The 22,301-nt window shown below is 71.1% G+C and carries 20 protein-coding genes; 13 read left to right on the top strand and 7 right to left on the bottom strand.

Going from position 1 to position 22,301, the window contains the following annotated elements; genetic code table 11:
* The first annotated feature begins 77 nt into the window (after positions 1-77).
* Both SACCYDRAFT_RS16405 and SACCYDRAFT_RS16400 read left to right on the top strand, forming a co-directional pair.
* On the top strand, positions 78-2,657 hold the full coding sequence (locus SACCYDRAFT_RS16405) for a DNA translocase FtsK (RefSeq protein ID WP_052309124.1): 2,580 nt from the start codon (positions 78-80) through the stop codon (positions 2,655-2,657).
* A gap of 5 nt (positions 2,658-2,662) precedes the next feature.
* The gene (locus tag SACCYDRAFT_RS16400) at positions 2,663-3,670 is read left to right on the top strand and encodes an o-succinylbenzoate synthase (protein ID WP_005457813.1); all 1,008 of its coding nucleotides are present in this window, start codon (positions 2,663-2,665) and stop codon (positions 3,668-3,670) included.
* Here SACCYDRAFT_RS16400 and SACCYDRAFT_RS16395 read toward each other — a convergent pair.
* Positions 3,658-4,197 (bottom strand): amino-acid N-acetyltransferase, encoded by a 540-nt coding sequence (locus tag SACCYDRAFT_RS16395; protein ID WP_005457812.1) that lies wholly within the window; start codon positions 4,195-4,197, stop codon positions 3,658-3,660. The genes SACCYDRAFT_RS16400 and SACCYDRAFT_RS16395 overlap by 13 nt on opposite strands.
* Positions 4,198-4,273: 76 nt before the next feature.
* Between SACCYDRAFT_RS16395 and rimO the strand changes: the two genes are divergently transcribed.
* The 7 genes from rimO to SACCYDRAFT_RS16360 all read left to right on the top strand — a co-directional run bounded on the left by rimO (position 4,274) and on the right by SACCYDRAFT_RS16360 (position 10,864).
* Positions 4,274-5,704: a 30S ribosomal protein S12 methylthiotransferase RimO gene (gene rimO / locus SACCYDRAFT_RS16390; RefSeq protein ID WP_005457811.1), complete on the top strand. Its 1,431-nt coding sequence runs from the start codon at positions 4,274-4,276 to the stop codon at positions 5,702-5,704.
* A gap of 26 nt (positions 5,705-5,730) precedes the next feature.
* Complete coding sequence (gene pgsA, locus SACCYDRAFT_RS16385) at positions 5,731-6,354, top strand: CDP-diacylglycerol--glycerol-3-phosphate 3-phosphatidyltransferase (protein WP_005457810.1); 624 nt, start codon at positions 5,731-5,733, stop codon at positions 6,352-6,354.
* Positions 6,351-6,845 (top strand): CinA family protein, encoded by a 495-nt coding sequence (locus SACCYDRAFT_RS16380; RefSeq protein WP_005457809.1) that lies wholly within the window; start codon positions 6,351-6,353, stop codon positions 6,843-6,845. Before pgsA ends, SACCYDRAFT_RS16380 begins: the two co-directional genes overlap by 4 nt.
* Before the next feature lie 94 nt (positions 6,846-6,939).
* A complete protein-coding gene (locus SACCYDRAFT_RS16375) occupies positions 6,940-7,407 on the top strand; it encodes a helix-turn-helix domain-containing protein (RefSeq protein WP_005457808.1) in 468 nt (155 codons plus the stop codon).
* Positions 7,408-7,596: 189 nt separating this feature from the next.
* On the top strand, positions 7,597-8,445 hold the full coding sequence (locus tag SACCYDRAFT_RS16370; protein WP_005457807.1) for a PspA/IM30 family protein: 849 nt from the start codon (positions 7,597-7,599) through the stop codon (positions 8,443-8,445).
* 28 nt (positions 8,446-8,473) lie between these two features.
* Positions 8,474-9,397, top strand: a complete 924-nt coding sequence (pspM, locus tag SACCYDRAFT_RS16365; protein WP_005457806.1) for a phage shock envelope stress response protein PspM — start codon at positions 8,474-8,476, stop codon at positions 9,395-9,397.
* A gap of 87 nt (positions 9,398-9,484) precedes the next feature.
* Complete coding sequence (locus tag SACCYDRAFT_RS16360) at positions 9,485-10,864, top strand: allophanate hydrolase-related protein (RefSeq protein WP_005457802.1); 1,380 nt, start codon at positions 9,485-9,487, stop codon at positions 10,862-10,864.
* Here SACCYDRAFT_RS16360 and SACCYDRAFT_RS16355 read toward each other — a convergent pair.
* The 3 genes from SACCYDRAFT_RS16355 to SACCYDRAFT_RS16345 form a co-directional block, all read right to left on the bottom strand.
* Entirely contained in the window at positions 10,824-11,888 is a 1,065-nt protein-coding gene (locus tag SACCYDRAFT_RS16355) for a quinone-dependent dihydroorotate dehydrogenase (protein ID WP_005457801.1), read from the bottom strand. The genes SACCYDRAFT_RS16360 and SACCYDRAFT_RS16355 overlap by 41 nt on opposite strands.
* A gap of 314 nt (positions 11,889-12,202) precedes the next feature.
* A complete protein-coding gene (locus tag SACCYDRAFT_RS16350; protein ID WP_005457800.1) occupies positions 12,203-13,003 on the bottom strand; it encodes an Fpg/Nei family DNA glycosylase in 801 nt (266 codons plus the stop codon).
* A gap of 3 nt (positions 13,004-13,006) precedes the next feature.
* Positions 13,007-13,897 (bottom strand): ParA family protein, encoded by an 891-nt coding sequence (locus tag SACCYDRAFT_RS16345; RefSeq protein ID WP_005457799.1) that lies wholly within the window; start codon positions 13,895-13,897, stop codon positions 13,007-13,009.
* Between the two features lie 68 nt (positions 13,898-13,965).
* Between SACCYDRAFT_RS16345 and SACCYDRAFT_RS16340 the strand changes: the two genes are divergently transcribed.
* From SACCYDRAFT_RS16340 to SACCYDRAFT_RS16330, 3 genes are all read left to right on the top strand, one after another.
* Positions 13,966-14,721 (top strand): methyltransferase domain-containing protein, encoded by a 756-nt coding sequence (locus tag SACCYDRAFT_RS16340; protein WP_198284934.1) that lies wholly within the window; start codon positions 13,966-13,968, stop codon positions 14,719-14,721.
* A gap of 53 nt (positions 14,722-14,774) precedes the next feature.
* Complete coding sequence (dinB, locus tag SACCYDRAFT_RS16335; protein ID WP_005457797.1) at positions 14,775-16,022, top strand: DNA polymerase IV; 1,248 nt, start codon at positions 14,775-14,777, stop codon at positions 16,020-16,022.
* Between the two features lie 254 nt (positions 16,023-16,276).
* Entirely contained in the window at positions 16,277-16,687 is a 411-nt protein-coding gene (locus tag SACCYDRAFT_RS16330) for a DUF3040 domain-containing protein (protein WP_005457796.1), read from the top strand.
* A gap of 94 nt (positions 16,688-16,781) precedes the next feature.
* On the opposite strand, the gene SACCYDRAFT_RS16325 is transcribed toward SACCYDRAFT_RS16330, so the two are convergent.
* The 3 genes from SACCYDRAFT_RS16325 to SACCYDRAFT_RS16315 are packed head-to-tail and all read right to left on the bottom strand — an operon-like array spanning position 16,782 to position 21,669.
* Positions 16,782-19,289 carry a transglutaminase family protein gene (locus SACCYDRAFT_RS16325; protein WP_005457795.1) on the bottom strand — a complete coding sequence of 836 codons (2,508 nt, stop codon included), beginning with the start codon at positions 19,287-19,289 and terminating at the stop codon, positions 16,782-16,784.
* On the bottom strand, positions 19,286-20,557 hold the full coding sequence (locus SACCYDRAFT_RS16320) for a DUF58 domain-containing protein (protein ID WP_005457794.1): 1,272 nt from the start codon (positions 20,555-20,557) through the stop codon (positions 19,286-19,288). The genes SACCYDRAFT_RS16325 and SACCYDRAFT_RS16320 overlap by 4 nt, the downstream gene beginning before the upstream one ends.
* Before the next feature lie 5 nt (positions 20,558-20,562).
* On the bottom strand, positions 20,563-21,669 hold the full coding sequence (locus SACCYDRAFT_RS16315; RefSeq protein WP_005457793.1) for an AAA family ATPase: 1,107 nt from the start codon (positions 21,667-21,669) through the stop codon (positions 20,563-20,565).
* A gap of 283 nt (positions 21,670-21,952) precedes the next feature.
* On the opposite strand from SACCYDRAFT_RS16315, the gene SACCYDRAFT_RS16310 reads away from it, so the two are divergent.
* Entirely contained in the window at positions 21,953-22,300 is a 348-nt protein-coding gene (locus SACCYDRAFT_RS16310) for a hypothetical protein (RefSeq protein WP_005457792.1), read from the top strand.
* Position 22,301 lies beyond the last annotated feature (1 nt).

Raw genomic sequence — 22,301 nt, 5'->3', positions numbered from 1 at the left:
GGCGTGACGTCGATCAATATCACCGGTGACCAGTGTGGCGCACGGGACGAACGAGGCGCAGCGGCTACCGTAGGGGCATGGCGAGCGGCTCGACGACAAGGGGGCGAGGCACCGCGCGGACTGGCGCGGGGCGAGGATCGCAACGCTCGGCGAAGGCGAGGACCTCGTCGTCGAAGAGCCCGGCGCGTTCGTCGGCCGCGAAGTCCGGCGGCCGCACGTCCGCGGCTCGCAAACCACCGGTGAAGCGGGCGAAGCGCTCGTCGGGTGGTGCTCTCGGCAGGACGCTGCGCGGCACGTGGACCCTGCTGGCCCGCGGAGTCGGTGGTCTGACCAGGGCGGTCGGGCGTACCCGTGAACTCGATCCGGAGCATCGCAGGGACGGCCTGGCGCTCGGCCTCATCGCCCTCGCTCTGGTCGCGGCCGTCGGTGTGGGGTGGGAGGCCGCGGGACCGGTCGGCGAGGGCATCGCCGTCGGCACGCGCAGCGTCATCGGCGCCGCCGCCGTGGCCCTGCCGGTGGCCCTGCTGATGGCGGCCGTGGTGCTCATGCGCTCGCAGCCGCGTCCCGAGACCCGTCCGCGTATGGTGGTCGGCACCGTGCTCGTGGGGCTCGCCCTGCTCGGCCTGCTGCACCTCGTCAGCGGCAGGCCGCAGGAACACGCCCGGCAGATGTACGCGGGCGGCTGGATCGGGTGGCTCTCCGGTGATCCGCTCGCGCGGGGTGTCACCGGGTGGGTGGCCGTGCCGCTGCTGGTGCTCGTGCTGGTCTACGGCGTGCTGGTGTGCGCGGGAACCCCCATCCGCCGCGTCCCCCAGCGGTTGCGGGAGTGGGCCGGGGACACGGCGGACGAGACGGCGGACGAGGACGACCCCCCGTCCCGTCGGCGGGCGTCGCGGAGCGGGACCGCCGGAGCCGACGGTGAGGTCTCCGCAGAACCCGACGCCGTGACCGACACCGACCCCGCCACCGCCCGCCTGCGCAGGCCGGCGCGGAAGCGAAGGGCGGCGGAGGCAGGCGAGGAACAGGCCGAGCAGGCCACACTCGACTTCGCCGCGCCGGGCGAGCCATCGGCCACCGAACCCGACCGCAAACCCGCACCTGCCCGCACGAAGGCCGCGGCGAAGGCGCCGCGACGGCGGGAACCCGCGTTGTCGGTCACCCGGACCGTCGAGGGCGACTACGACCTTCCGTCACTGGAGCTGCTCACCCTCGGAGCCGCGCCGAAGGCGCACAGCCGTGCCAACGACGCGATGATCGACGCGATCACCGGCGTGCTCGAGCAGTTCAAGATCGACGCGCAGGTCACGGGTTTCACCCGCGGTCCCACGGTCACCCGGTACGAGGTGGAGCTCGGACCCGGCGTGAAAGTCGAGAAGATCACCGCGTTGACCAAGAACATCGCCTACGCGGTGGCCACCGAGAACGTGCGCCTGCTCGCCCCGATCCCCGGCAAGTCGGCCGTGGGCATCGAGGTGCCCAACACCGACCGCGAGATGGTGCGGCTCGGCGACGTCCTGCGGTCGCCCGCGGCGGCGGACGACGACCATCCGATGGTCATCGGTCTCGGCAAGGACATCGAGGGCGACTTCGTCACCGCCAACCTCACGAAGATGCCGCACCTGCTCGTGGCGGGCTCCACGGGCTCGGGTAAGTCGAGCTTCGTCAACTCGATGCTGGTCTCCCTGCTCACCAGGGCGACCCCCGACGAGTGCCGCATGATCCTCATCGACCCGAAGATGGTCGAGCTGACACCGTACGAAGGTGTCCCGCACCTGATCACGCCCATCATCACGCAGCCGAAGAAGGCCGCAGCGGCGCTCGCCTGGCTCGTGGAGGAGATGGAGCAGCGCTACCAGGACATGCAGGCCAACCGGGTGCGGCACATCGACGACTTCAACCGCAAGGTGCGGTCCGGGGAGATCACCGCGCCGCCCGGCAGCGAGCGGGTCTACCGGCCGTACCCGTACATCATGGCGATCGTCGACGAGCTGGCCGACCTGATGATGACCGCCCCGAGGGACGTCGAGGACGCCATCGTGCGGATCACGCAGAAGGCCAGGGCGGCCGGTATCCATCTCGTGCTGGCCACCCAACGCCCGTCCGTGGACGTGGTCACGGGCCTCATCAAGACCAACGTGCCGTCGCGGCTGGCGTTCGCGACCTCGTCGCTCACCGACTCGCGTGTCATCCTCGACCAGCCCGGTGCGGAGAAGCTGATCGGCATGGGCGACGCGCTGTACCTGCCGATGGGCGCGGGCAAGCCCGTCCGCGTGCAGGGCGCGTTCGTCAGCGACGAGGAGATCACCGCCGTCGTGGCGGCCACCAAGGAGCAGGCGGAGCCGGACTACACCGAGGGCGTCACGGCGGCCAAGGCGGGCGAGAGGAAGGACATCGACCCCGACATCGGTGACGACCTCGACGTGCTGCTCCAAGCGGCCGAGCTGGTGGTGAGCTCGCAGTTCGGTTCGACGTCGATGTTGCAGCGCAAGCTGCGGGTGGGTTTCGCGAAGGCGGGCAGGTTGATGGACCTGCTGGAGACCCGGGGGGTGGTGGGCCCCTCCGAGGGCTCGAAGGCGCGCGAGGTGTTGGTGAAACCGGACGACCTGCCCGGTGTGCTCGCGATGATCCGCGGTGACGACCCGCCGCCGGAGGAGTGACGACTGTGTCCACGGCCGGTTCCGCTCACGATCCCTTGGCCGCCGTCGAGTCCGTCCGCGTCTACGCCATCGGCATGCGGACGCGGTTCCGGGGCATCACCGTGCGGGAGGGAATGCTGCTGCGCGGGCCCACGGGGTGGGGCGAGTTCTGCCCGTTCGACGACTACACCGACGCCGGTTCGGTGCCCTGGCTCGCGGCGGCCGTCGAGCAGTGCACGGGACACTGGCCCGCACCGGTGCGCGACCGCGTTCCGGTGAACTGCACGGTGCCCGCCGTCGGTCCCGACGCGGCCCACGAGATCGTCGCGAGGTCGGGGTGCCACACGGCGAAGGTGAAGGTCGCCGACCGGGCCGGGTCGCTGGGGGAGGACCAGGCCAGGGTCGAGGCCGTGCGCTCGGCGCTGGGGCCGGACGGTGCGATCCGCGTGGACGCCAACGCGGCGTGGGACGTCGAGACCGCCGTGCGCCACATCCGCGTACTCGACCGTTCGGCGGGTGGGCTCGAGTACGTCGAGCAACCGTGTCGCACGGTGGCCGAACTCGCGCAGGTGCGGCGCCGGGTGGATGTTCGCATCGCCGCCGACGAGTCCATTCGGAGGGCGGACGACCCGCTGCGCGTGGCCGTGGCCGAGGCGGCCGACGTGGCCGTGTTGAAGTGCCTGCCGCTGGGGGGTGTGCACCGCGCGCTGCGGGTGGCGGAGGCGTGCGGGCTGCCGTGCGTCGTGTCGTCGGCGCTCGAGACGAGCGTCGGACTCGCTGCCGAGGTGGCGTTGGCGGCGGCCCTGCCCGAGCTGCCGTTCGCCTGCGGACTCGGCACGTTGTCGCTGTTGGACGGTGACGTGGTGCCCCCGTCCACGGGGTTGCGGCAGGTCGACGGGTTCGTCTCGGTGCCGGCCACCAAACCGGAGCCGGATCCGGTGCTGGTGGACGCCTACGCGCCCACCGATCCGGTCACCGCAGCCCGCTGGCTGTCCCGCCTCTCCAGGGTGGGCACGTTGCTTCAGGGGCGCTGAGCGTCCCGGGTGTCGGTGCGCTGGTCCAGATGCAGCAGCATGCGTGTGTTGCCCAGCGTGTTCGGCTTCGCGAACGGGAGGTCGAGGAACTCGGCGACACCGGTGTCGGCCGACCGCCGCATCTCCTCGTAGACCTCCCTGGGAACGGGTGTGCCCGTGATCTCGGTGAACCCGTGCCGGGCGAAGAACCCGGTCTCGAAGGTGAGTACGAACAGCCGCGCGAGCCCGAGTTCGCCCGCGAGGTCTATGAGCCGCTTCACCAGTGCGTGGCCGATGCCGCGGCCACGCGCGGACCTGTCCACGACCACCGTGCGGATCTCGGCGAGGTCCTCCCACATGACGTGCAGCGCACCGCAGCCCACGACGCGGCCGTCCAGCTCGGCCACCCAGAACTCCTGCACGTCCTCGTAGAGCGTGATCAGGTCCTTCTCCAGAAGCACCCGGCCCGCGTCGAGGTCGACCAGTGTCTTGATGGTGCGCACGTCGGCGATGCGGGCGCGCCGGATCAGGGGTGCTTGCACAGGCATAGACGCTAGCGCTTACGGCGATCGGCCGTGACCAGGGTGTGCTCGGACGTGCCCGAGGGCCCGTTACCCTGAACAGGTGTCTAGCGCTGAATCCTCGCCCCACCGCCGGGTCTCCCTGTTGACGCTCGGGTGTGCCCGCAACGAGGTCGACTCCGAGGAACTCGCAGGTCGGCTCGTCGAAGGCGGCTGGGAGCTCAGTGACGACCCCACCGCCAGCGACGTCGTCGTGGTGAACACGTGCGGTTTCGTCGAGCAGGCGAAGAAGGATTCGGTCGACACGCTGCTCGCGGCGTCCGACACCGGAGCCAAGGTCGTCGCCGTGGGGTGCATGGCCGAGCGCTACGGGCAGGAGCTGGCGGAGAACCTGCCGGAGGCCGACGCGGTACTCGGCTTCGACCACTACCCGCACCTCGCCGACCGGCTCGCCGACATCGCCGAGGGCAGGCGGGTCGAGTCGCACAAGCCGACCGACCGCAGGACACTGCTGCCGATCACTCCCGTCGAGCGGCAGGCCGCGGCCGAGGACGTGACCGTGCCCGGTCACGCGGGCTGGGGTCCCCGCGTGCTGCGGGCCCGGCTCGACGACTCCCCGGTCGCTCCACTCAAGATCGCGTCGGGTTGCGACCGCCGCTGCTCGTTCTGCGCGATCCCGTCGTTCCGGGGTTCGTTCGTCTCACGGCACCCCGACGAGCTGGTGGCCGAGGCGGAGTGGCTCGCCACGCAGGGTGCGCGGGAGCTGTTCCTCGTGAGCGAGAACTCCACGTCCTACGGCAAGGACCTGGGCCGCGACCTCGGGGGCACGCGGGCACTCGAGCGGCTGCTGCCCAGGCTGGCGGAGATCGACGGCATCGCCCGGGTGCGTGTCTCGTACCTCCAGCCCGCGGAGACCAGGCCGGACCTGGTGCGGGTCATCGCCACCACACCGGGTGTCGCCGACTACTTCGACCTGTCCTTCCAGCATTCCAGCGAGGCCGTGCTGCGGCGGATGCGGCGGTTCGGCTCCACGGATTCGTTCTTGGCCCTGATCGAGCAGATCAGGTCCTACGCGCCCGAGGCGGGCATCCGCACCAACGTGATCGTCGGTTTCCCCGGGGAGACCGAGCAGGACGTCGCCGAACTCGAACGGTTCCTCACCGAGGCGCGACTCGACGCGGTCGGCGTTTTCGGGTACTCCGACGAGGACGGCACCGAAGCGGAGACGTTCGACGGCAAACTGGACAGCTCCGAGATCGCCGAACGGGTCGGCCGGGTGTCCGCGCTGGTCGAGGAACTCACCGCGCAGCGCGCCGAGGACCGCGTCGGTTCGGTGGTCGACGTGCTCGTGGAGTCGGTGGAGGAGGAGATCGTCGGAAGGGCGGCGCACCAGGCACCCGAGGTGGACGGCGAGTGCGTGGTGCTCACCGACGCCGAGTACGAGGTCGGTGAGCTGGTCCGCTGCGAGGTCGTGGACAGTGCGGGCGTCGACCTGGTGGTTCGCCCGGTCGGCGCTGCGGATTCCGCGACGTGAGCACCGACAAGGCCGACAGGACGGGCATGGCCGACGACGTCGGCCGGACGAGCGCGACCGTTCCCACGCTGAACGTGGCCAACATGCTCACCATGTTGCGCCTGGTGCTGGTGCCGGTGTTCGTCGTGGCGCTGTTCGCGGGGGACGTGCCCGATGGGTCCGAGGGGCTCGACGTCTCGCCCTGGCGTTACGTCGCCACGGCCGTGTTCGCCCTGGCGGCCGTGACCGACCGCCTCGACGGCTGGGTGGCCAGGCGCTACGGCCTGGTGACCGATTTCGGCAAGATCGTCGATCCGATTGCCGACAAGGCCCTGATCGGGGCCGCGCTGCTGGGCCTGAGCGTGCTCGGTGAGCTGCCGTGGTGGATCACCGCCGTGATCCTCGGCAGGGAGATCGCCGTGACGGCGTTGCGCTTCTGGGTCATCCGGCACGGGGTCATCCCCGCGAGCAAGGGGGGCAAGGCCAAGACCCTGGCGCAGGTGGCGGCCATCGGCGTGGTGCTGCTGCCGCTGCCGGTCCAGGCCGAGCCCGTCGAGTGGGGCCTGCTGGGCCTGGCCGTCGTCCTCACGGTCGGCACGGGGGTGGACTACCTCGTCAGGGCGGTACGGCTGAGGACGATCGCCCGTCAGGGGCGCGTGGAGCTGGAGTGAGTTCGCCGGGCCTCGGGGACAGCGTGGCCGAGCAGGCGGTGTGGCTCGTGGCCGAGCTGACGCGGCGGCGGCAGACCGTGGCTGTGGCCGAGTCACTCACGGCCGGGCTCGTGTGCGCGACGATCACGCGGGTACCCGGTGCGAGTGCGGTGCTCCGCGGTGGCCTGGTGGTCTATGCCACCGACCTCAAACACACCCTGGCCGGCGTGGACGACCGGCTGCTGGCCGAGCACGGCGCCGTGCACCCGGAGGTCGCCGCGCAACTGGCCGAGGGCGTCCGGCGCCGTTGCGGCGCCGACTGGGGGCTCGGCCTCACGGGAGTGGCCGGGCCCGATTCCCAGGACGGTGTCGGACCCGGAACCGTGTACGTCGGTCTGGCCGGACCCGGTATCGGTGAGGTGCGGACCGTGAACCTGGCGGGCGACCGGGAGAGGGTGCGAACGGGCTCGGTGGAGGACGCCCTCCGGTTGCTCCGGGAACATCTTCGGTGACGGAAGCGTTCGCTGTGGGCGGACGTTCGCGTTGTGCACCTGCGTTTCGTCCCCCGGTCTCGGTAACGTGGACACATGGGAAGGGAGGCGCGTGATGACCGTGCTGTTGCGTGAGGCGATCGGTGATCGGCTCCGTCATGCCCGCACCACCAAGCGCCGGACGCTGCGCGACATCTCCCGCGCCGCCAGGGTGAGCCTTGGGTACCTGTCCGAGGTCGAACGAGGGCAGAAGGAGGCGTCCAGCGAGCTGCTCGCCTCGATCTGCGAGGCACTGGAACTCCCTCTGAGCGAGCTGCTGCGTAACGTCGCCGCGGACGTCTCGGCACTCGACCGGGTCGATGCGGCCGTCGAGCCCCGGCCGGACGAGTTCGCGGCCGTGAGCGGCGCCGAGGGAGACAAGGACACGCCGGGCGAGGACCGGGTGAAGGCAGGCGAACGCGGCTTCGAGGGCGGTCGTCTTGCCGCTGGCCGCAGGGGCGACGACCTCGCGGACTTCCGGCTGTCGCCGACACTCCGGACCACCATCCGCGCCCCGAAGTCGAAGGCGGTGCTGGCCGCGTGAGGCCACGGGGTCAGGGCGATCCCTGAATTCTCCGGGGTCGTCTGGAACGGCGACGTCCGACCTGACACGATGGAACCCACATACGGGATCACGTGTTCGGGAAGCGCGCCGCGAGTGCGGCGTTGACGTTTGCCGGGCAGGTACGGTACCGGTCGGCAACTGTGGGACGCGAGAAAGCAGGCGGAGGAGATGGCCAACCCTTTCGTGAAGTTCTGGAAGTACCTGATGGCGGCGTTCTCATCCAAGGTCGATGAGCACGCCGATCCCAAGGTGCAGATCCAGCAGGCCATCGAGGAGGCGCAGCGGAACCACCAGGCCCTGTCCCAGCAGGCCGCCTCGGTGATCGGAAACCAGCGGCAGCTCGAGATGAAGCTCAACCGGCAGCTCGGTGAGGTCGAGAAGCTGCAGGCCTCCACCCGCCAGGCGCTGACGCTCGCCGACGAGGCCAGGGCGAAGGGCGACGAGAAGAAGGCTCAGGAGTTCGAGACCGCCGCGGAGGGCTTCGCCGCGCAGCTCGTCACGGCCGAGCAGGCCATCGAGGACCTGAAGACGCTGCACGACCAGGCGTTGCAGGCGGCCGAGCAGGCCAAGCAGGCCGTGGAGCGCAACGCCAGCATGCTGCAGCAGAAGCTGGCCGAGCGCACCAAGCTGCTGTCGCAGCTGGAGCAGGCGAAGATGCAGGAGCAGGTGTCGGCCTCCCTGACCCAGATGACGGAGCTGGCCGCGCCGGGCAACACGCCGTCGCTGGACGAGATCCGCGACAAGATCGAGAAGCGTTACACCACGGCCCTGGGTTCGGCCGAACTGGCGCAGAACTCCGTGCAGGGCCGGATGCTGGAGGTTCAGCACTCCACCACGCAGCTTGCGGGTCACAACCGCCTGGAGCAGATCAGGGCTTCCATGAAGGGCGAGTCGGTCGCGCAGGTGACGAGTGGCGAATCCACGAGCAGCGGTGCGTCGTCCTCGTCGACGTCCTCGGACGTTCAGCGGGAGATCCAGGCCAGGGTCGAGGCCGAGCGGCAGAAGAACCAGGCGTGAGAAGAGCGGTATTCGTGCGGGGGTGACCGTGGCGGGCGGACGGAACGAGCGCTTCGCGAAGCTCGACAAGCACTTGCAGCGTCTGCCCGATTACGCTCAGCGCGCACAGCGGGCGGTGCGGGCGTACACCGACAGCACCAAGACCGATGGGCCGTCCGGCTCGACGGCCGGTCCCGCCGGGGCGGAGTCGCGGCCGGTGCCCGCTGTCGTCCCGCCCGTCGTCGCCGAGGTTCGTGACAAGTGGGTTCGCTGGAACGACCCTGCGGCCAAGCACGAACGCCGGAAGCGGCGTACGTCGCGGGCCCTCACGCTGTGGGTCGTGCTGGCGCTGCTGTCCGTTCTGTACGCGCTCGTCGGTTACGCGGGCCTCACCGGTGGGATCGACGGCTGGCAGGGGGCGTTCAGCGGGTTGGTCGGGACGGTGGTCTTCGGTGTCCTCGGTACCCGTTCCGGGGTACGCCTCTACCGGCTGAGCAAGACGACGGTGCCGTCGTCTCCTCGGCCACCCGCGCTGCCGCCCAAGGGGTCGGTGGCCAGAGAGCCGATGGAGCGGCTCGCGCGCAGCGAGGCCTCGCTGGCAGAGCTGCTGGCGCAGTTGTCCGCGGCGGGTGCGCACGGCACGGCGCCGGTGCCCTCCCTGGAGGTGGAGCAGAGCCGGTCCACCGCGGCGGAGGCCGCCGCCGCGCTGCGAGCGCTGGCCACGCGGATCGAGTCGGTGGAGCGGGCGAGGGCTTCCGCCCCTGAGGGTGAACGGCCGGCGCTGGACGCCGCTGTCACGGGTCTACGAGCCCAGCTCGACGACGGCGTGGAGGAGTACGGCTCCCTCGTCGCCGCCGCGGGCCGAGCGGTGGCCGCCTCCAGTGGCGGAGTGCCGCAGGCCAAGGAGGCGCTCACCGACGCCACCGACCGCCTGGCGGGGTTGGCTTCGGCATTGCGTGAACTGTCGTCGTGAGGACGGGTGCTGGAGTGCGGTCCGGTTGACCGACTGCCGAGCCGGGTAGGTACTACGCGCCAGACTCTGTCAGGAAAGGACAGCGGCGTGAACCTGTTCCTGTTCGACGACGACACGGTCCCGCTTCCTCCCGTCACCACGAGCCAGGCCGTGCAGCGCGCGCTCTCGGTGTTCGACGCGCTCTCGCGAGGGCTCGGCCCCGCACCGCCCGTGCGGTTGCGGTGCAGGGAGGACGTCCTCGTGGACGCGAAGGCCGTGGACGAGCGGGTTCGGGCAGGGCAGCGCATGCCGTTGGTGGGTGTCCTCGTCGCCGCGCCGGACCAGCCGGTCGTCGTGGGCAGGCTCATGCAGGCGGGTGCGGTGGTCGCCGGGCACACGGTGCCGGGGGCGCCTTCACCCGGCACCGAAGTGCGGTTGGAGACACTCAGCAAGCTCGACGCCCTGCTGGTGACCGAGCCGCCCGCCGCCTGTCGCGGTGTGGTCGGGTTCGTGCCCACCCGTGGGCTCCTGCCCGCGAGTGGTGCGGGGATCACCACGGTGCTGGCGCGGGACGCGGCCGTGGCGCAGCAGGTCGCCGCCGCGGTCACGGGGCCGGACCCCTGGGCGGGTGCCGCGGCGTTCAGCAGGCACTGGCCCGAGTCGGTGCGCCTGAGCGCAGGTGAGCATCCGCACGTCGCGGTACCCGACCGCGCGTTCCTCGCCGGTTTACCTCCCGCGGAGGCGGCTCGGCTCGCCGCGACGGCGGAGACGTTGCGTGTCGCGGGGGCGGTGACGGACGAGGTCGACTTCGGTGGCGGGGACGGTCTGTGCCGGAGACGCGTCGCTTTCGCGCTGCGAGACCACGATGCGCTGCTGCTGCCCCAGGGCACGGGGTTGTGTTCGCTCACTCGCCTGGTGACGCGTCTGGACACGGCCGCCGTGTTGCTACCCGTGCGCGACGGAGGCGGCGTGGGCCTGCTGACGAAGCCGTTCGACGACCAGATCGTGCTCGACCTCGCGGGACTTCTCACCGGTTCACAGGCCCCCTCGCCCTACCCGGACGTGGGGGTGCGGCTGATCGCCTTCGGCTCCTTCCTGCGGGGCCAGCCACGCGCGGCCGAGCTGGAACGGGTCGGAGCGCGTTTCACGGGTTTCGCGACCACGTCACGCCACTACCGCCTGGTGCTGTTCGAGGAGGACCCGCCCGAGGCGGGTGTCGTGCCCACGAACGTCCCGGCGGAGGGCGGGCCGCTGCTCGGCGAGGAATGGCTGCTCTCGCCTGCGGCGCTCGGGGAGTTCGTCGCCGGCCTGCCCGCGCCGATGCGCCTGGGCACGGTGGAGCTGGCGGACGGTACGACCGCGCCCGCGATCCTGTGTGATCCGGCCGTGGCCGAACACGGGACCGACCTCACCGCGTGGGAGTGCTGGCGCGCGTACCTGCGCCACCTCAGCGCCGTGCGGCCTGCCGTCGTGAGAGCCGGGAGTTGATCCGCTTCACCACGGCGGGGCCGTGCAGTGCGAACGCGCTGTAGAGCTGCAGCAGGCTCGCGCCCGCGTCGAGCATCCGGAGTGCGTCGTCGGGACTGCCGATACCGCCCACCCCGATGATCGGCAGCGAGCCGCCCACCTGGTCGTGGACGAAGCGAACGACCTCCACCGAGCGCGCGGCGAGCGGGCGCCCTGACAGGCCGCCCTGCTCTGCGGCGAAGCGCGTGTCCGCCGGAGCGAGGCCGTCCCGGGAGAGGGTGGTGTTGGTGGCGATCAGACCGGAGACGTCGTGTTCGAGGCACACGCCGAGGAGTTCGGCGAGGGCGTCGAACGACAGGTCGGGAGCCACCTTCACGAGCAGCGGGACCGGGCCGCGCCCGCTTGCCGCCGCGAGGTCGCGGGAGGTGCGGGACAGTTCGGTCAGCAACTCGGTCAGCGCACCGCGGTCCTGCAGCGTGCGTAACCCCGGGGTGTTGGGGGAACTGACGTTGATCGCCACGTAGTCGGCGTACGGGTACAGAGTGACGAGCGACTCCCGGTAGTCGGAGATCGCGTCCTCGACCGGGGTGACCTTGGACTTGCCGATGCTGATGCCGAGTGGCACGTCGGGGGTGCCACCCGCGGCGAGCCTCCGCGCGAGGGCCGTGGCACCGGCGTTGTTGAAGCCCATCCGGTTGAGCACGGCGTCGCTGGCGTCGAGCGTGAACAGTCTGGGTTTGGGGTTCCCCGGCTGCGCGTGGCGGGTCACCGTGCCGACCTCGACGAATCCGAAGCCGAGCGCGGACCAGGCGTTCAGTGCGAGGCCGTTCTTGTCCATGCCCGCGGCCAGGCCGAGCCGGTTCGGGAACCGGATGCCGAACACGGTGCACGGGTCGTCGACCCGGTAGTACCGGCGTAGCGCCGAGGTGACGGGACCGGACGCGCCCACCCTGGCGAGCACGCGCACCGTGCGTTCGTGCACGGCTTCGGCGTCGTGCCGGTGGAGGCGGTAGAGAGCGGGCCGGACGATCCTGTCGAAGAGCACGGCACCCAGTATCTGCCATGAGTGGCCGGTGCCGGATGGGCGGTGCTCGAAATGAGAAGCCCCCAGTGCGACTCCCGACCGTCGTCAGCCGGTCGGGCCCGGGACGGACCGGTTCCCGGGAGCACTGGGGGCCGGTGACTGCCTGGTATTCACCGGCAGACACACACGTCGACTGGGTGGCCCGTGCGTGCTGTCAGTGGACAGCCACCTCACGAGTCCTGTGGATATTCACCGCTGGACCACCTCCTTTCTCGTGTACCGCCACGCTAGGCGAGGAGGGTGAGGTGCGGCAACGGATTTTCCGGTGGCTGGGGTCACGACGGCGCGGGACCCGGTTGGCAGCGCGGGCAGTACCACGTCGGGCGTGCCTGCGTTCCCTCCCCCTGCGACGCGACGCGGACCTCCCCGCCGCATCGCAGGCAGCCCTGGCGGGTGCGTTCGTACACCCAGCTGTGGCGTCCTGGCGTGTCCATGCCGGTGGTGTTGCGTCGCGTGCGACGCGCGTTGGCCGTCAGCAGCCGGTGGGCCAGTTCCACCGCGCGGTCCGCGTCCACCTCGGCCACGGGTGTCCACGGTGAGACCCCGAGGAGAAAACAGATCTCGGTCTTGTAGACGTTGCCGATGCCGGCCATCACACGTTGGTCCAGCAGCGCCTCGCCGATCTCGGCGTCCGGTCTCCGGCGCAGTGCCTCGGCCGCGACGGCCGCGTGACCCGCTCCCCAGGCCGGATCGAGCAGGTCGGGGCCGAGGTGGGCCACGAACCGCGACTCCTGTTCGGTGGGCACGACGGCGAGGTCGTGGACGCGGAAGCCGACGACCTCACCGTCGCGGTTGTCGAGGACGACGCGCGCGTGGTGACTGGGCAGGGACCAGCGTTGTCCCGGCCGGAACACCCGCCACGAGCCGTCCATCCTGAGGTGGCTGTGCAGGCTGGTGCCGTCGGAGAAGCGTAGGAACAGGTGTTTGCCCACCGTGCGGACGGCCACCACGTCGAGCCCGGTCAGATCGAGTGTCGCGAGCCTCGGATGCCGGAAGTCCGTGCGTGTGAGGGTGCGTCCGACCAGGGCCCGGCGGAGCCGTTCGCCGGTCAGGAAGACGGTGTCACCCTCGGGCACGCGTCACCCCGTCTCGTGTTGGGCGTACGGGCGTCCCATGGGCAGCCCGGGAGGTGCGCCGCCGCGACGAGGCGCGGCATCGGGTTCCTCGGCGCTCAGGCGGTGCCGGCCGGCGCGGTTGGAACGCAGGATCTTCGCCAGCACCATGTTGAACGTCAGGGAGATCTCGGCAGCCGCCGGCGAGTTCCACTCGTGGATGGGCGTGCAGGCTCCCTGGGCCTGCTGGACGACCAGCCGGTCCGGGATCGCGGTCGGCATCACGAGGCTGCCGAACGACTCCCGCAGCTCCTGGACGCGGTACTCGTGCTCGTACGAGCGGCTGCGCAGCCGGTTGACCACGACACCCGCTGGGCGCAGCCTCGGGTTGTGCTGGGCGCGGACGCTGTCGATGGCCTCCAGCGCGCGCTGCGCACCGGCCACCGCGTACATGGTGGGTTCGGTGACCAGCAGCGCACTGTCGGCGGCGATGAGCGCCGAACGCGTGAGTCTGCCCAGGGACGGCGGGCAGTCGAGGATCGCGAGCTCGTAGGGCCGGCCCTGCGGGTAACGGCGCAGCTCGTCGAGCGCTCGCGCCAGGCTGTCCATGCGGTGGGCCGTCGGACCGGGTTCGTTGAGCAGTTCCAGTTCCTCCGAACCGACGAGGACGTCGACGTCGTCGCTCCACCCGCTGGCCGCGATCGCTTTCGTCAGCACGCCGAGCCGGGGTGCCTCGAGCACGTCGGCGAGCGTGGCGTCGGTGAGCGGCGGGTCGAGCGTCGCCGTGGCGTTGCCCTGCGGGTCCAGATCCGCCACCAGCGTTCGGGTTCCCCTGCGGAGCGCAGCCGAGGCGACACCGAGCGCGACCGTAGTCTTGCCGACGCCTCCCTTGAGGCTCAGTACGGCGACCGTGTGCACGTCTGCGAGCGTAGCCGGGGATGGTCACCGTGAGAACGTGCGAGGTGTTCCAACTACTCTTGGGAGCCATGCGAGCGGAGACTTCGGCCGGTCACGGGTCGGCAGCGGTGCGGAAGGTGCTGGAGGCCGAGTTGCGCGCCGCCCGGGCCCGGGGAGCCGAGGAGCCTGTGGTGGTGGACGTCGGCGGCGGCAGCGGTGTGTGGGCGGTACCGTTCGCGGCGGCGGGTTGCCGGGTCACGGTCGTGGAACCGAACCTCAACGCGCTCGCGACACTGGAGCGACGCGCGGCCGAGGACGGCGTGTCCGACCGCATCACGGTGGTCGCCGACGATTCGGACGCTCTCGCGGAGCACGTCCGAGTCGGATCGGCCGACCTCGTGCTCGCGCACTCGCTCCTGGAGGTCGTCGACGACCCCCGGCGCACCGTGGCGGCGATCGTCGAGGCCACGGCGGGCGGCGGCGCGGTGTCCGTGCTGGCGGCGAACCGTTACGCGGCGGTCCTGCACCGGGCGTTGACGGGCAGGCTCGCGGAGGCCGGCGAGCTGTTGTCCGAGCCCGACGGCGTACGCGGTGGTGATTCGGAGACCGTCCTGCGACGGTTCGACGCCGACTCCCTGACCACGTTGCTCGAGGAGGCGGGGCTGTCGGTGGAGCACGTCCAGGGCGACGGGGTCGTGTCGGAGATCGTCTCGCCGGAGGGCGCTTCGGGGGAGGCGATGTCGTGGGAGAAGGATCTCGCCGAGTTCGAGGCCGTGGCCGCGGTGACCAGGCCGTTACGCGACATCGCCACCCGGCTGCACGTGCTGGCCCGCAAACCGTCCTGACGCGCTCGGCGGGCACGAGAACTGTCGGTGGCGCGCCGTAGGCTCCTTTCGTCATGGGACGGAACACGGCGCTGCCCGAGGGATTCGAACGGTTCCGGGTCACCGACTCGACGTGGCCCGACGACACCGGCTGTCACGTGCTGCACGTCGACATGGACGCGTTCTTCGCGGCCGTGGAGCTGCGCACGCGGCCGGAGCTGGCCGACCGTCCCGTGGTGGTCGCGGGGGCCGGGCCCCGCTCGGTGGTCCTGTCGGCGAACTACCCGGCCCGGCGGTTCGGGATCTCGTCGGCCATGCCGGTGGCGGCGGCGCGCAAGCTGTGCCCGCACGCCGTGTACCTGCCCCCCACGCGCGGTCTCTACAGCGAGGTGTCCCGAGGTGTCATGGCCATCTTCGGCGACTACACGCCCCTGGTGGAGCCGCTGAGCCTCGACGAGGCGTTCCTCGACGTGCGGGGTGCGCTGCGCAGGCTGGGGGCCACCCCGGGGGAGATCGGCAGACGGATCCGGGCCAGGGTGGAGGAGGAGCACGGGGTGCGGTGTTCCGTGGGCGCGGCCGGGGTCAAGTTCGTGGCGAAGCTGGCCTCCGGCATGGCCAAGCCCGACGGCATGGTGGTGGTGCCGGTGGCGGAGACGGTGTCGTTCCTGCGTCCGTTGCCGGTGTCGGCCCTGTGGGGGGTGGGCCCGAGGACCGCCGAGGTACTGCGGGGGCACGGCCTGGCGACGGTCGCCGACATCGCGGCCACGCCGGTCGAGCGGCTGCGTCGCTGGGTGGGCGCGGCCACGGCCGAACATCTGCACGCGTTGGCCCACGGCCGCGACGATCGTGACGTCGTCCCCCGGACCGAGGAGAAGTCCCTCGGGGCGGAGCGCACGTTCGACACCGACCTGTCCGACCGCCGCGAGCAGCAGCGGCAGTTGCTGGACCTGTCCGAGAAGGTGGCGGCCACACTCCGCAGCCGGGGACTGCGGGGCCGGACGGTGTCGATCAAGATCCGGTTCTCCGACTTCCGCACCATCACGCGGGCCAGGACCCTGCCGGGGGCCACGGACGTGGCCAGGACCATCCACGCCACGGCTGCCACTCTGCTGGCCGAGGCGGGCGCGACCGCGCCCGTGAGGTTGCTGGGAGTGCGGGTGGAGGGGCTCACCGGTGAGGGAGAGGCCGAGCAGCTCAGCCTGGACGACGCGCAGCCGGTGTCACGGTGGCGGGACGCCGAGGTGGCCGCCGACATCGCCCGTTCGAAGTTCGGAGCCGCGGCGGTGCGCCCCGCGTCACTTCTGAAGCGTGACGTGCAGTGAGCGCCACCGCCGACGACCGAGTCGACGGGTGTCCACCGTGGGTGGTAATCAGTTGAAACGCGGGCTGACGGTGGTCGCGCTGGGCCGTTCGTGGCAAATGGCGCGACGGTTGGGGGGAGATCGGGTAGTCGTGCGCGCGTGGGCCTCGTATCCTGGTATTGACACCCCGATCGGGGGTAGTCCGGGTCGACGTCCATGCGCGGTTCCGGCGCCCGCCAGGGGTCGCCAGACAACGCTGTGCCGGAGGAGGAAAGATGCCACTCTCCGAGCATGAGCAGCGGCTGCTCGACCAGATCGAGCGCGAGCTCTATGCCGAGGACCCCAAGTTCGCTTCTGCCGTGCGCGGAACAAAGCTACGCCGGCCCACGCGCCGCCGGCGCCTACAGGGTGCCGCCCTGTTCGTCGTGGGCGTCGCCATGCTCGTGCTCGGCGTTGCCGGGCAGGCGTCGTTCCTCCGCATCGCCGAGATCCCGTGGCTGAGCGTGCTCGGGTTCCTGGTGATGTTCGGTGGTGTGCTCATGGCTGTGACGGCACTCGGAGCGTCGGCTGAGGCCGATGACTCCGAGCGCCAGCGAGGAGGCGGAGGCCGAAGCGGCTCCTCGGCCAAGAGCAGCTTCACCCAGCGCATGGAGGATCGTTTCCGCCGGCGCTTCGAGGACCGCTAGCGGCGTCACCCGAAAAGGTCTGTTCCGCTGTTCGGGTTCACGGTCGAGTCGACTCGACCGTGAACCCGAACAGCGGATTTTCGTGCCCGTGCCCTCAGCGTGAGATGCGCGTGCGCGCACTCCGCAGGACGGACCGGGGCAGGAACCTGCCCCTCCACGACAGCGGTGCCGACCGGTGGAGCGCGTCGAGCACGCCGTGAAACGCCTGGGTGAACCCGGCTGTATCGCGGTTGCGCTGGTGCTGCCCTGACCCGTACCAGGACTGCTCCATCGTGGTGACCACCACACGAAGGTGGTTCTTGCCCTGCTCGTCCAACCGCTGCCCACGGGCGATCTTCTGCGCGGCGAGCCGAACGGTGTCGGTGTCGGTGATGTCGAGACCCCGGTCGATGCATTCCTGACGCAGCTCCCGCCACGCGGCGTCGGCGGCGTGCACGTCGTCGCCCCGCTCCACGTCCTGGAGCCTGCGGTGGCGTTGTGCCTGGCGTACGGAGTACGGCGCCAGCAGCAGCGCGGCACTCACCAGCAGCACCAGCGTCACGGCCCAGTGCAGCCACCACGCCAGCAGGGCCACGGCGACGGCTCCCAGGGCGACGGCGGCGAGGGGGAGCCACGCCGCCGACTCGCTCGCCGCCTTGGCGCCCGTGGCGCGCCGTTTCCTGGCGACCCCGACCGCGGCGACCGTGGCCGCCAGTGCCGCTGCGGCGGCGACCGCGGCGAGCACGCCCGACCAGGCACCCGAGCCGGAGAACGGACCCGGCTGTGCCTGCTGCGCGCCGGTGTCCTGCTCCACCTGTTCCTGCGAGGGCTCCGCCGCCTCGGACGGCTCCTCGGCCTGGGTACTCGGCACCTCGTCGTCGTTCGCAGGGGCGCTGTCGGAGCTGCCCTCGTCGCTGAGGTAGGACGGCACGTAACCGCGGCCGTCCGACAGCGGCGTCGGGTCGAAACCGACCCAGCCGAGTTCGCCGAAGTACACCTCCACCCAGGCGTGGGCGTCGCGTGAGGTGATCGTGCGGACGTCGCCGTCGCGGTACCCGCCGGTGAATCCGATCGCGACCCGGGAGGGGATGTCGAGCGAGCGCAGCATCACCGCCATCGCCGAGGCGAACTGCTCGCAGTAACCACGCTTGCCGTGGAGCACGAAGTCGGCGAGGGCGTCGCTGTCCGAGACCGGAGCGGTCTGGGTGTCGTAGACGAAGCCGTTCTCGACGCCGAAGTACTCCCAGATCGCCTGCACCTTGTCGAAGGTGGTGTCGGATGACGCCGTGAGTTCCTCGGCGAGGTCGGCCACCCTCGGATCGATGTGTGCCAACCGGGTGTAGGTGGGGGCGATCTCGTCGGGATCGGGTTCGACCCGGCGGAGTTCGGCTCGGGTCGGCTCCTCGAGCGCGGCGGTCTCGGCGTAGGGGGCGGGGTTCTGCCTGCGTTCACGGAACACGGCCCCGCTCGTGCGGTCGTAGTACCAGCCGTCGGACAGGCCCTCCAGCGCGCGGGGAGCTCCGTAGACGGGCAGCCACACGTCGTTCCAGTGCACCGGTTCGATGCCGATTCGGTGGCTGGGTGCGCTTCCGTCGTCGCCGGGGGCGGACGGCAACTCGCCGTCGGCGGGCACCCCGGCGGGCATGGGCCCTTCGGGCAGCCCCCAACCCTCGTTCGGGCGGTAGGTGTCGAGTGTGAACGCGCGCAGGAGCCGGGGTTCGTCGAGGCCGGTGACACGGAACAGGGGTACGTCCTCGCCCTGGTCGAGCATGCCGCGCAGCGAGGTGAAGGCGTTGACGCCCAGTCCACCGAGCACGGTCCGTTCGCCTTCGCTGCCGGGAAGGCTTCCCTCGGTGCCGATCGCGGTGACCGTCGTGCCCGCCACGAGGCCGGCCGCGAGCGCACCGGCCACCACGGCCACCGGTGTCGACAACGACGCGGCCGACGCTCGCGCGTCCTGTGCGGGCCGGTTCCGCCACCTGCGGTGCCGGTGGCTGCCGTCGACGACCAGCAGTGTGGCGAACGCCGTGGCGCCGAGCACGAACGTCCACCACGGCAGCAGGTCGTCGGCCAGTGCGGAGGGCACGGCGTAGACGCACAGCAGGACCAGCCCCGTCGCGGCCGGCGCGGCGGCGGCCACGACGAGCGTGTCCACCAGGATCGCGACGAGGCCGACGGCGATCGTGGTGAGGCACAGGATGGGAGTGGTGTCCTCGACCGGCGGCACCCCGGTCCTGACGGACTCGAACGCGGCCGACAGCACGGCGTCGAGTTCGACGAAGGCGGCGGGACCGGGGATGATCGCCAGGATGCCGCTGCGAGTGAACGACCCGGTGACCAGAACCAGCAGGACGACCAGCTGGCCGAGTCCGACCAACAGCGTCGGTACTCGCAGTGCGCGCAGCGCGAGCCCTGTGAACGCCACGAGCAGCGCGGCCACGGCGGCGAAGGCCAGCCACACGCCGCCCTGGACGACACCGGTGAGGGACGTGGCGGCGCTGATGGTCGCGAACATCGCCGCGGTCGGCGCGAGCAGTGTGCTCGCCGTGGGCGGCCGGTGTGCGTTCCGGTCCGAACCCGGTCCCCGCCGGGCATGCCGGGGCGGTGTGGTCGTGGTCGTCATGAGCTGCCCCCGATCAGTGACGCGCCGGGCGCCGGTGTGTGGCACAACTCCGCCCACACGTCCGACACCGTGCGGTCCGCCTTCGCCACCACGACGCCCCAGCCCGCCGCGCGCAGGAGCGCGGCCGTGTCGCCGACCGTGACGTCGGCGTCGGTCGCGGTGTCGCCGCTCGCCCACGCGGCGGTGTCGAGCAGCACGGCGTAGCTGCGGGTGCCGCGGGGGCGGTGTCGCGTCAGCTCGTGGACCGACTCGGTGCCCACCGTGCCCAGCACCGCGATCAACTCCTGGCCCTGGCCGGGGTCGGAACCGAGCACGATGTCCCGCTCGTGCGCGGGACGCGTCGCGGCGAGCGAGTCCAGCACCGAACCGGCGTGCCCGGGGCCCGCCTGCTCGGGTGCGTCGGCGAGCAGCTTGCCGTGTTCGCTGACGAGTCGGACGCGCTGTCCCATCTTGTTGAGGTGCAGGCTCACGCTGGCGGTGAACTCGACAGCCCACTCCAGGCTGCTGTGCGTACCCGAACCTCGGTGGGCCGAAGCCCGGTGGTCGAGCAACACGGTGGTGCCGCCGTGCCACGGCCGTTCCTCGACGCGCACCATCATCTCGTCGCGCCGGGCGGTCGACCGCCAGTGCACCTTGCGCAGGTCGTCGCCCTGCCGGTACTGCCGTACGACGACGTCCGTCTCGCCCTGGCCCGCGTGCAGGCGGATGCTGCTGTCCTCGCCCGAACCGAGCCCCGCACCACGGGGAAGTCCCCACAGCGTGGTCACGCGCGGAACCACGACCAGCCGGGAGTGCGTCACGAGGTCGCGTTCGAACTCACACAGTCCGAAAGGATCGGTGATCGTGGCGCGCAGCGGACCGATCCGGTGCACGCCACGCAGTGTCGGCTGCACGGGATAGCGCAACGGTACGGGCCGCTGATGGGGGAGGCGCTCCACGACGAAGCGAGGCTTCGGCCCCAGCGTGTACGGCAGGCCGTCTTCCAGCAGCACCTCACCTGCGGGCATACGCCCCGTGCGCCAGAGTTCGAGCTGCACCTCGCCGTGCCCCCCGACCGGGATGCGCTCGGTCAACAGCGAGCGCGACGCGGAGATGGTCATGCGCGAGGCCGAGGCCAACAGCACCACGCACAGCGGGAGGGCGAGGACGAACACCGCGACCCGGAGCAGGTCGCGCTCGTTGAGTACGGCGGCGCACACTCCTGCGGCGATCCCGGCGGCGAGCAGGCAACGGCCGCGGGTGGTGAGGCCGGACAACGAGCGGAACACGGGCGTTACCGGGGACGGGCGCCGTGCGGTACCGGCACGCGGGACAGCACGGCGCGGACGACGTCCGTGGCCGACCGGCGGGCGGCGTGGGCCTCCGTCGTCAGCACCAGCCGGTGCGCCAGGACGGGGACGGCCACGGCGTGCAGGTCGTCGGGCACGACGAACTCGCGGCCGGAGAGAGCGGCCTGGGCACGCGCCGCGCGCACCAACTGCAGCGTCGCCCTCGGCGACGCGCCAAGCCGGACCTCGGGAAGCTGCCGCGTCGCCGCCGACAGTTCGACGGCGTACTGCTTCACCTCGGGAGAGACGTGCAGCCCGCGGACCTTCTCGACCAGTCGCTGCACCGTGGCACCGTCGGAGACGGGCTGCAGCTCGTCCAACGGGTCGACCCCCGCGTGCTCGTCGACCATCGCCAGCTCGGCGGCGAGGTCGGGGTAGCCGATCGACACGCGAGCGGTGAAGCGGTCGCGCTGGGCCTCGGGCAGAGCGTAGGTGCCCTCCATCTCGACCGGGTTCTGCGTGGCGATCACCATGAAGGGGCTGTCGAGTCTGTACGTGGTGGCGTCGACGGTGACCTGGCGTTCCTCCATGCACTCCAGCAGCGCCGACTGGGTCTTCGGCGACGCCCGGTTTATCTCGTCGCCCACGACGATGTTGGCGAACACGGGGCCGGGACGGAACTCGAAGTCCGACCGCTGGCGGTTGTAGATGGAGACGCCGGTGACGTCGCTGGGCAGCAGGTCGGGAGTGAACTGCACGCGGCTCACCGTGCAGTCGATCGACCGGGCGAGCGCCTTGGCCAGGGAGGTCTTGCCGACTCCCGGAACGTCCTCGACGAGGAGGTGGCCCTGGGCGAGCAGCGTCACCAGGGCGATCCGGACGACCTCGGGCTTGCCCACCAGCACACGTTCCACGTTGGCGGCGATACGCCGGACGGTGTCGTGCAACTGGTCGAGGCCGATCGGCGCGCCGTCGCCCTGGGCACCGTGGGCGCCATGCGCATCGTGGTCGCCGGGGTACCCGTCGGACGGGTGGTGTACCTCGGTGGCGGAGTGGCCGTCGCCCGACGGAGCGGGTGCGGACACAGCGATGAACTGTCCTCTCGACGTCACACGACCTCCTGGTGCCAAAAGCCCTCGCGGCAGTCCGAACGTCCCCGGAAAGGACCTTCGCCGTCCCGGCGAGCTCGCTTCGCGAGCCGGCCCGCCACGCAGTGTGTCAAACAGCGGCCCATCCGGTATCCCGCCGGGTTGATCATTTTCCGCTGCGGTGTGCAGCTTCTCACAGAGGAGTGTTGCCCCTTTCAGGTGAGTTCCGACCACAGATCTTGGCGGAAGCTCGAACTCGCCTACGCTACGGCAGCGTAGTCGGTCGACTACCGAAAGAGGTGCGGTGATGACGGAAGTCGACGTGCGCGTGCCGTCGGACGGTTTCGCCGTCGCGCCTGAACTCGCCGCCGACACCTTCGCCAAGCTGAGCGAGGTACAGGACGCGGTGGGGCGGATGGTGCGCCGGGCCAAGGTGCTCGGCCGCTCGGTACCCCTCGGCGACGGCTACGCCAGGGAGATCGGCGAGTTCATGGCGAGGTACGGCATCGCCGACACGGGGTCGGCCGTCGAGTCGCTGACCCGTTTCGGGCAGGAGATCGAGAGCCTCAAGCAGCGCATCGACACCGCGCTGCGCCGCTACGACGAGCAGGACCGCGCCGCGTCCGACGGGGTGGACTGCGTGGGCGGGGGCTGAC

This window comes from Saccharomonospora cyanea NA-134 (assembly GCF_000244975.1).
Lineage (GTDB): Bacteria > Actinomycetota > Actinomycetes > Mycobacteriales > Pseudonocardiaceae > Saccharomonospora > Saccharomonospora cyanea.
The sequence above is the reverse complement of the archived record's forward strand: the minus strand, read 5'-3'. Positions and strand labels throughout refer to the sequence as shown.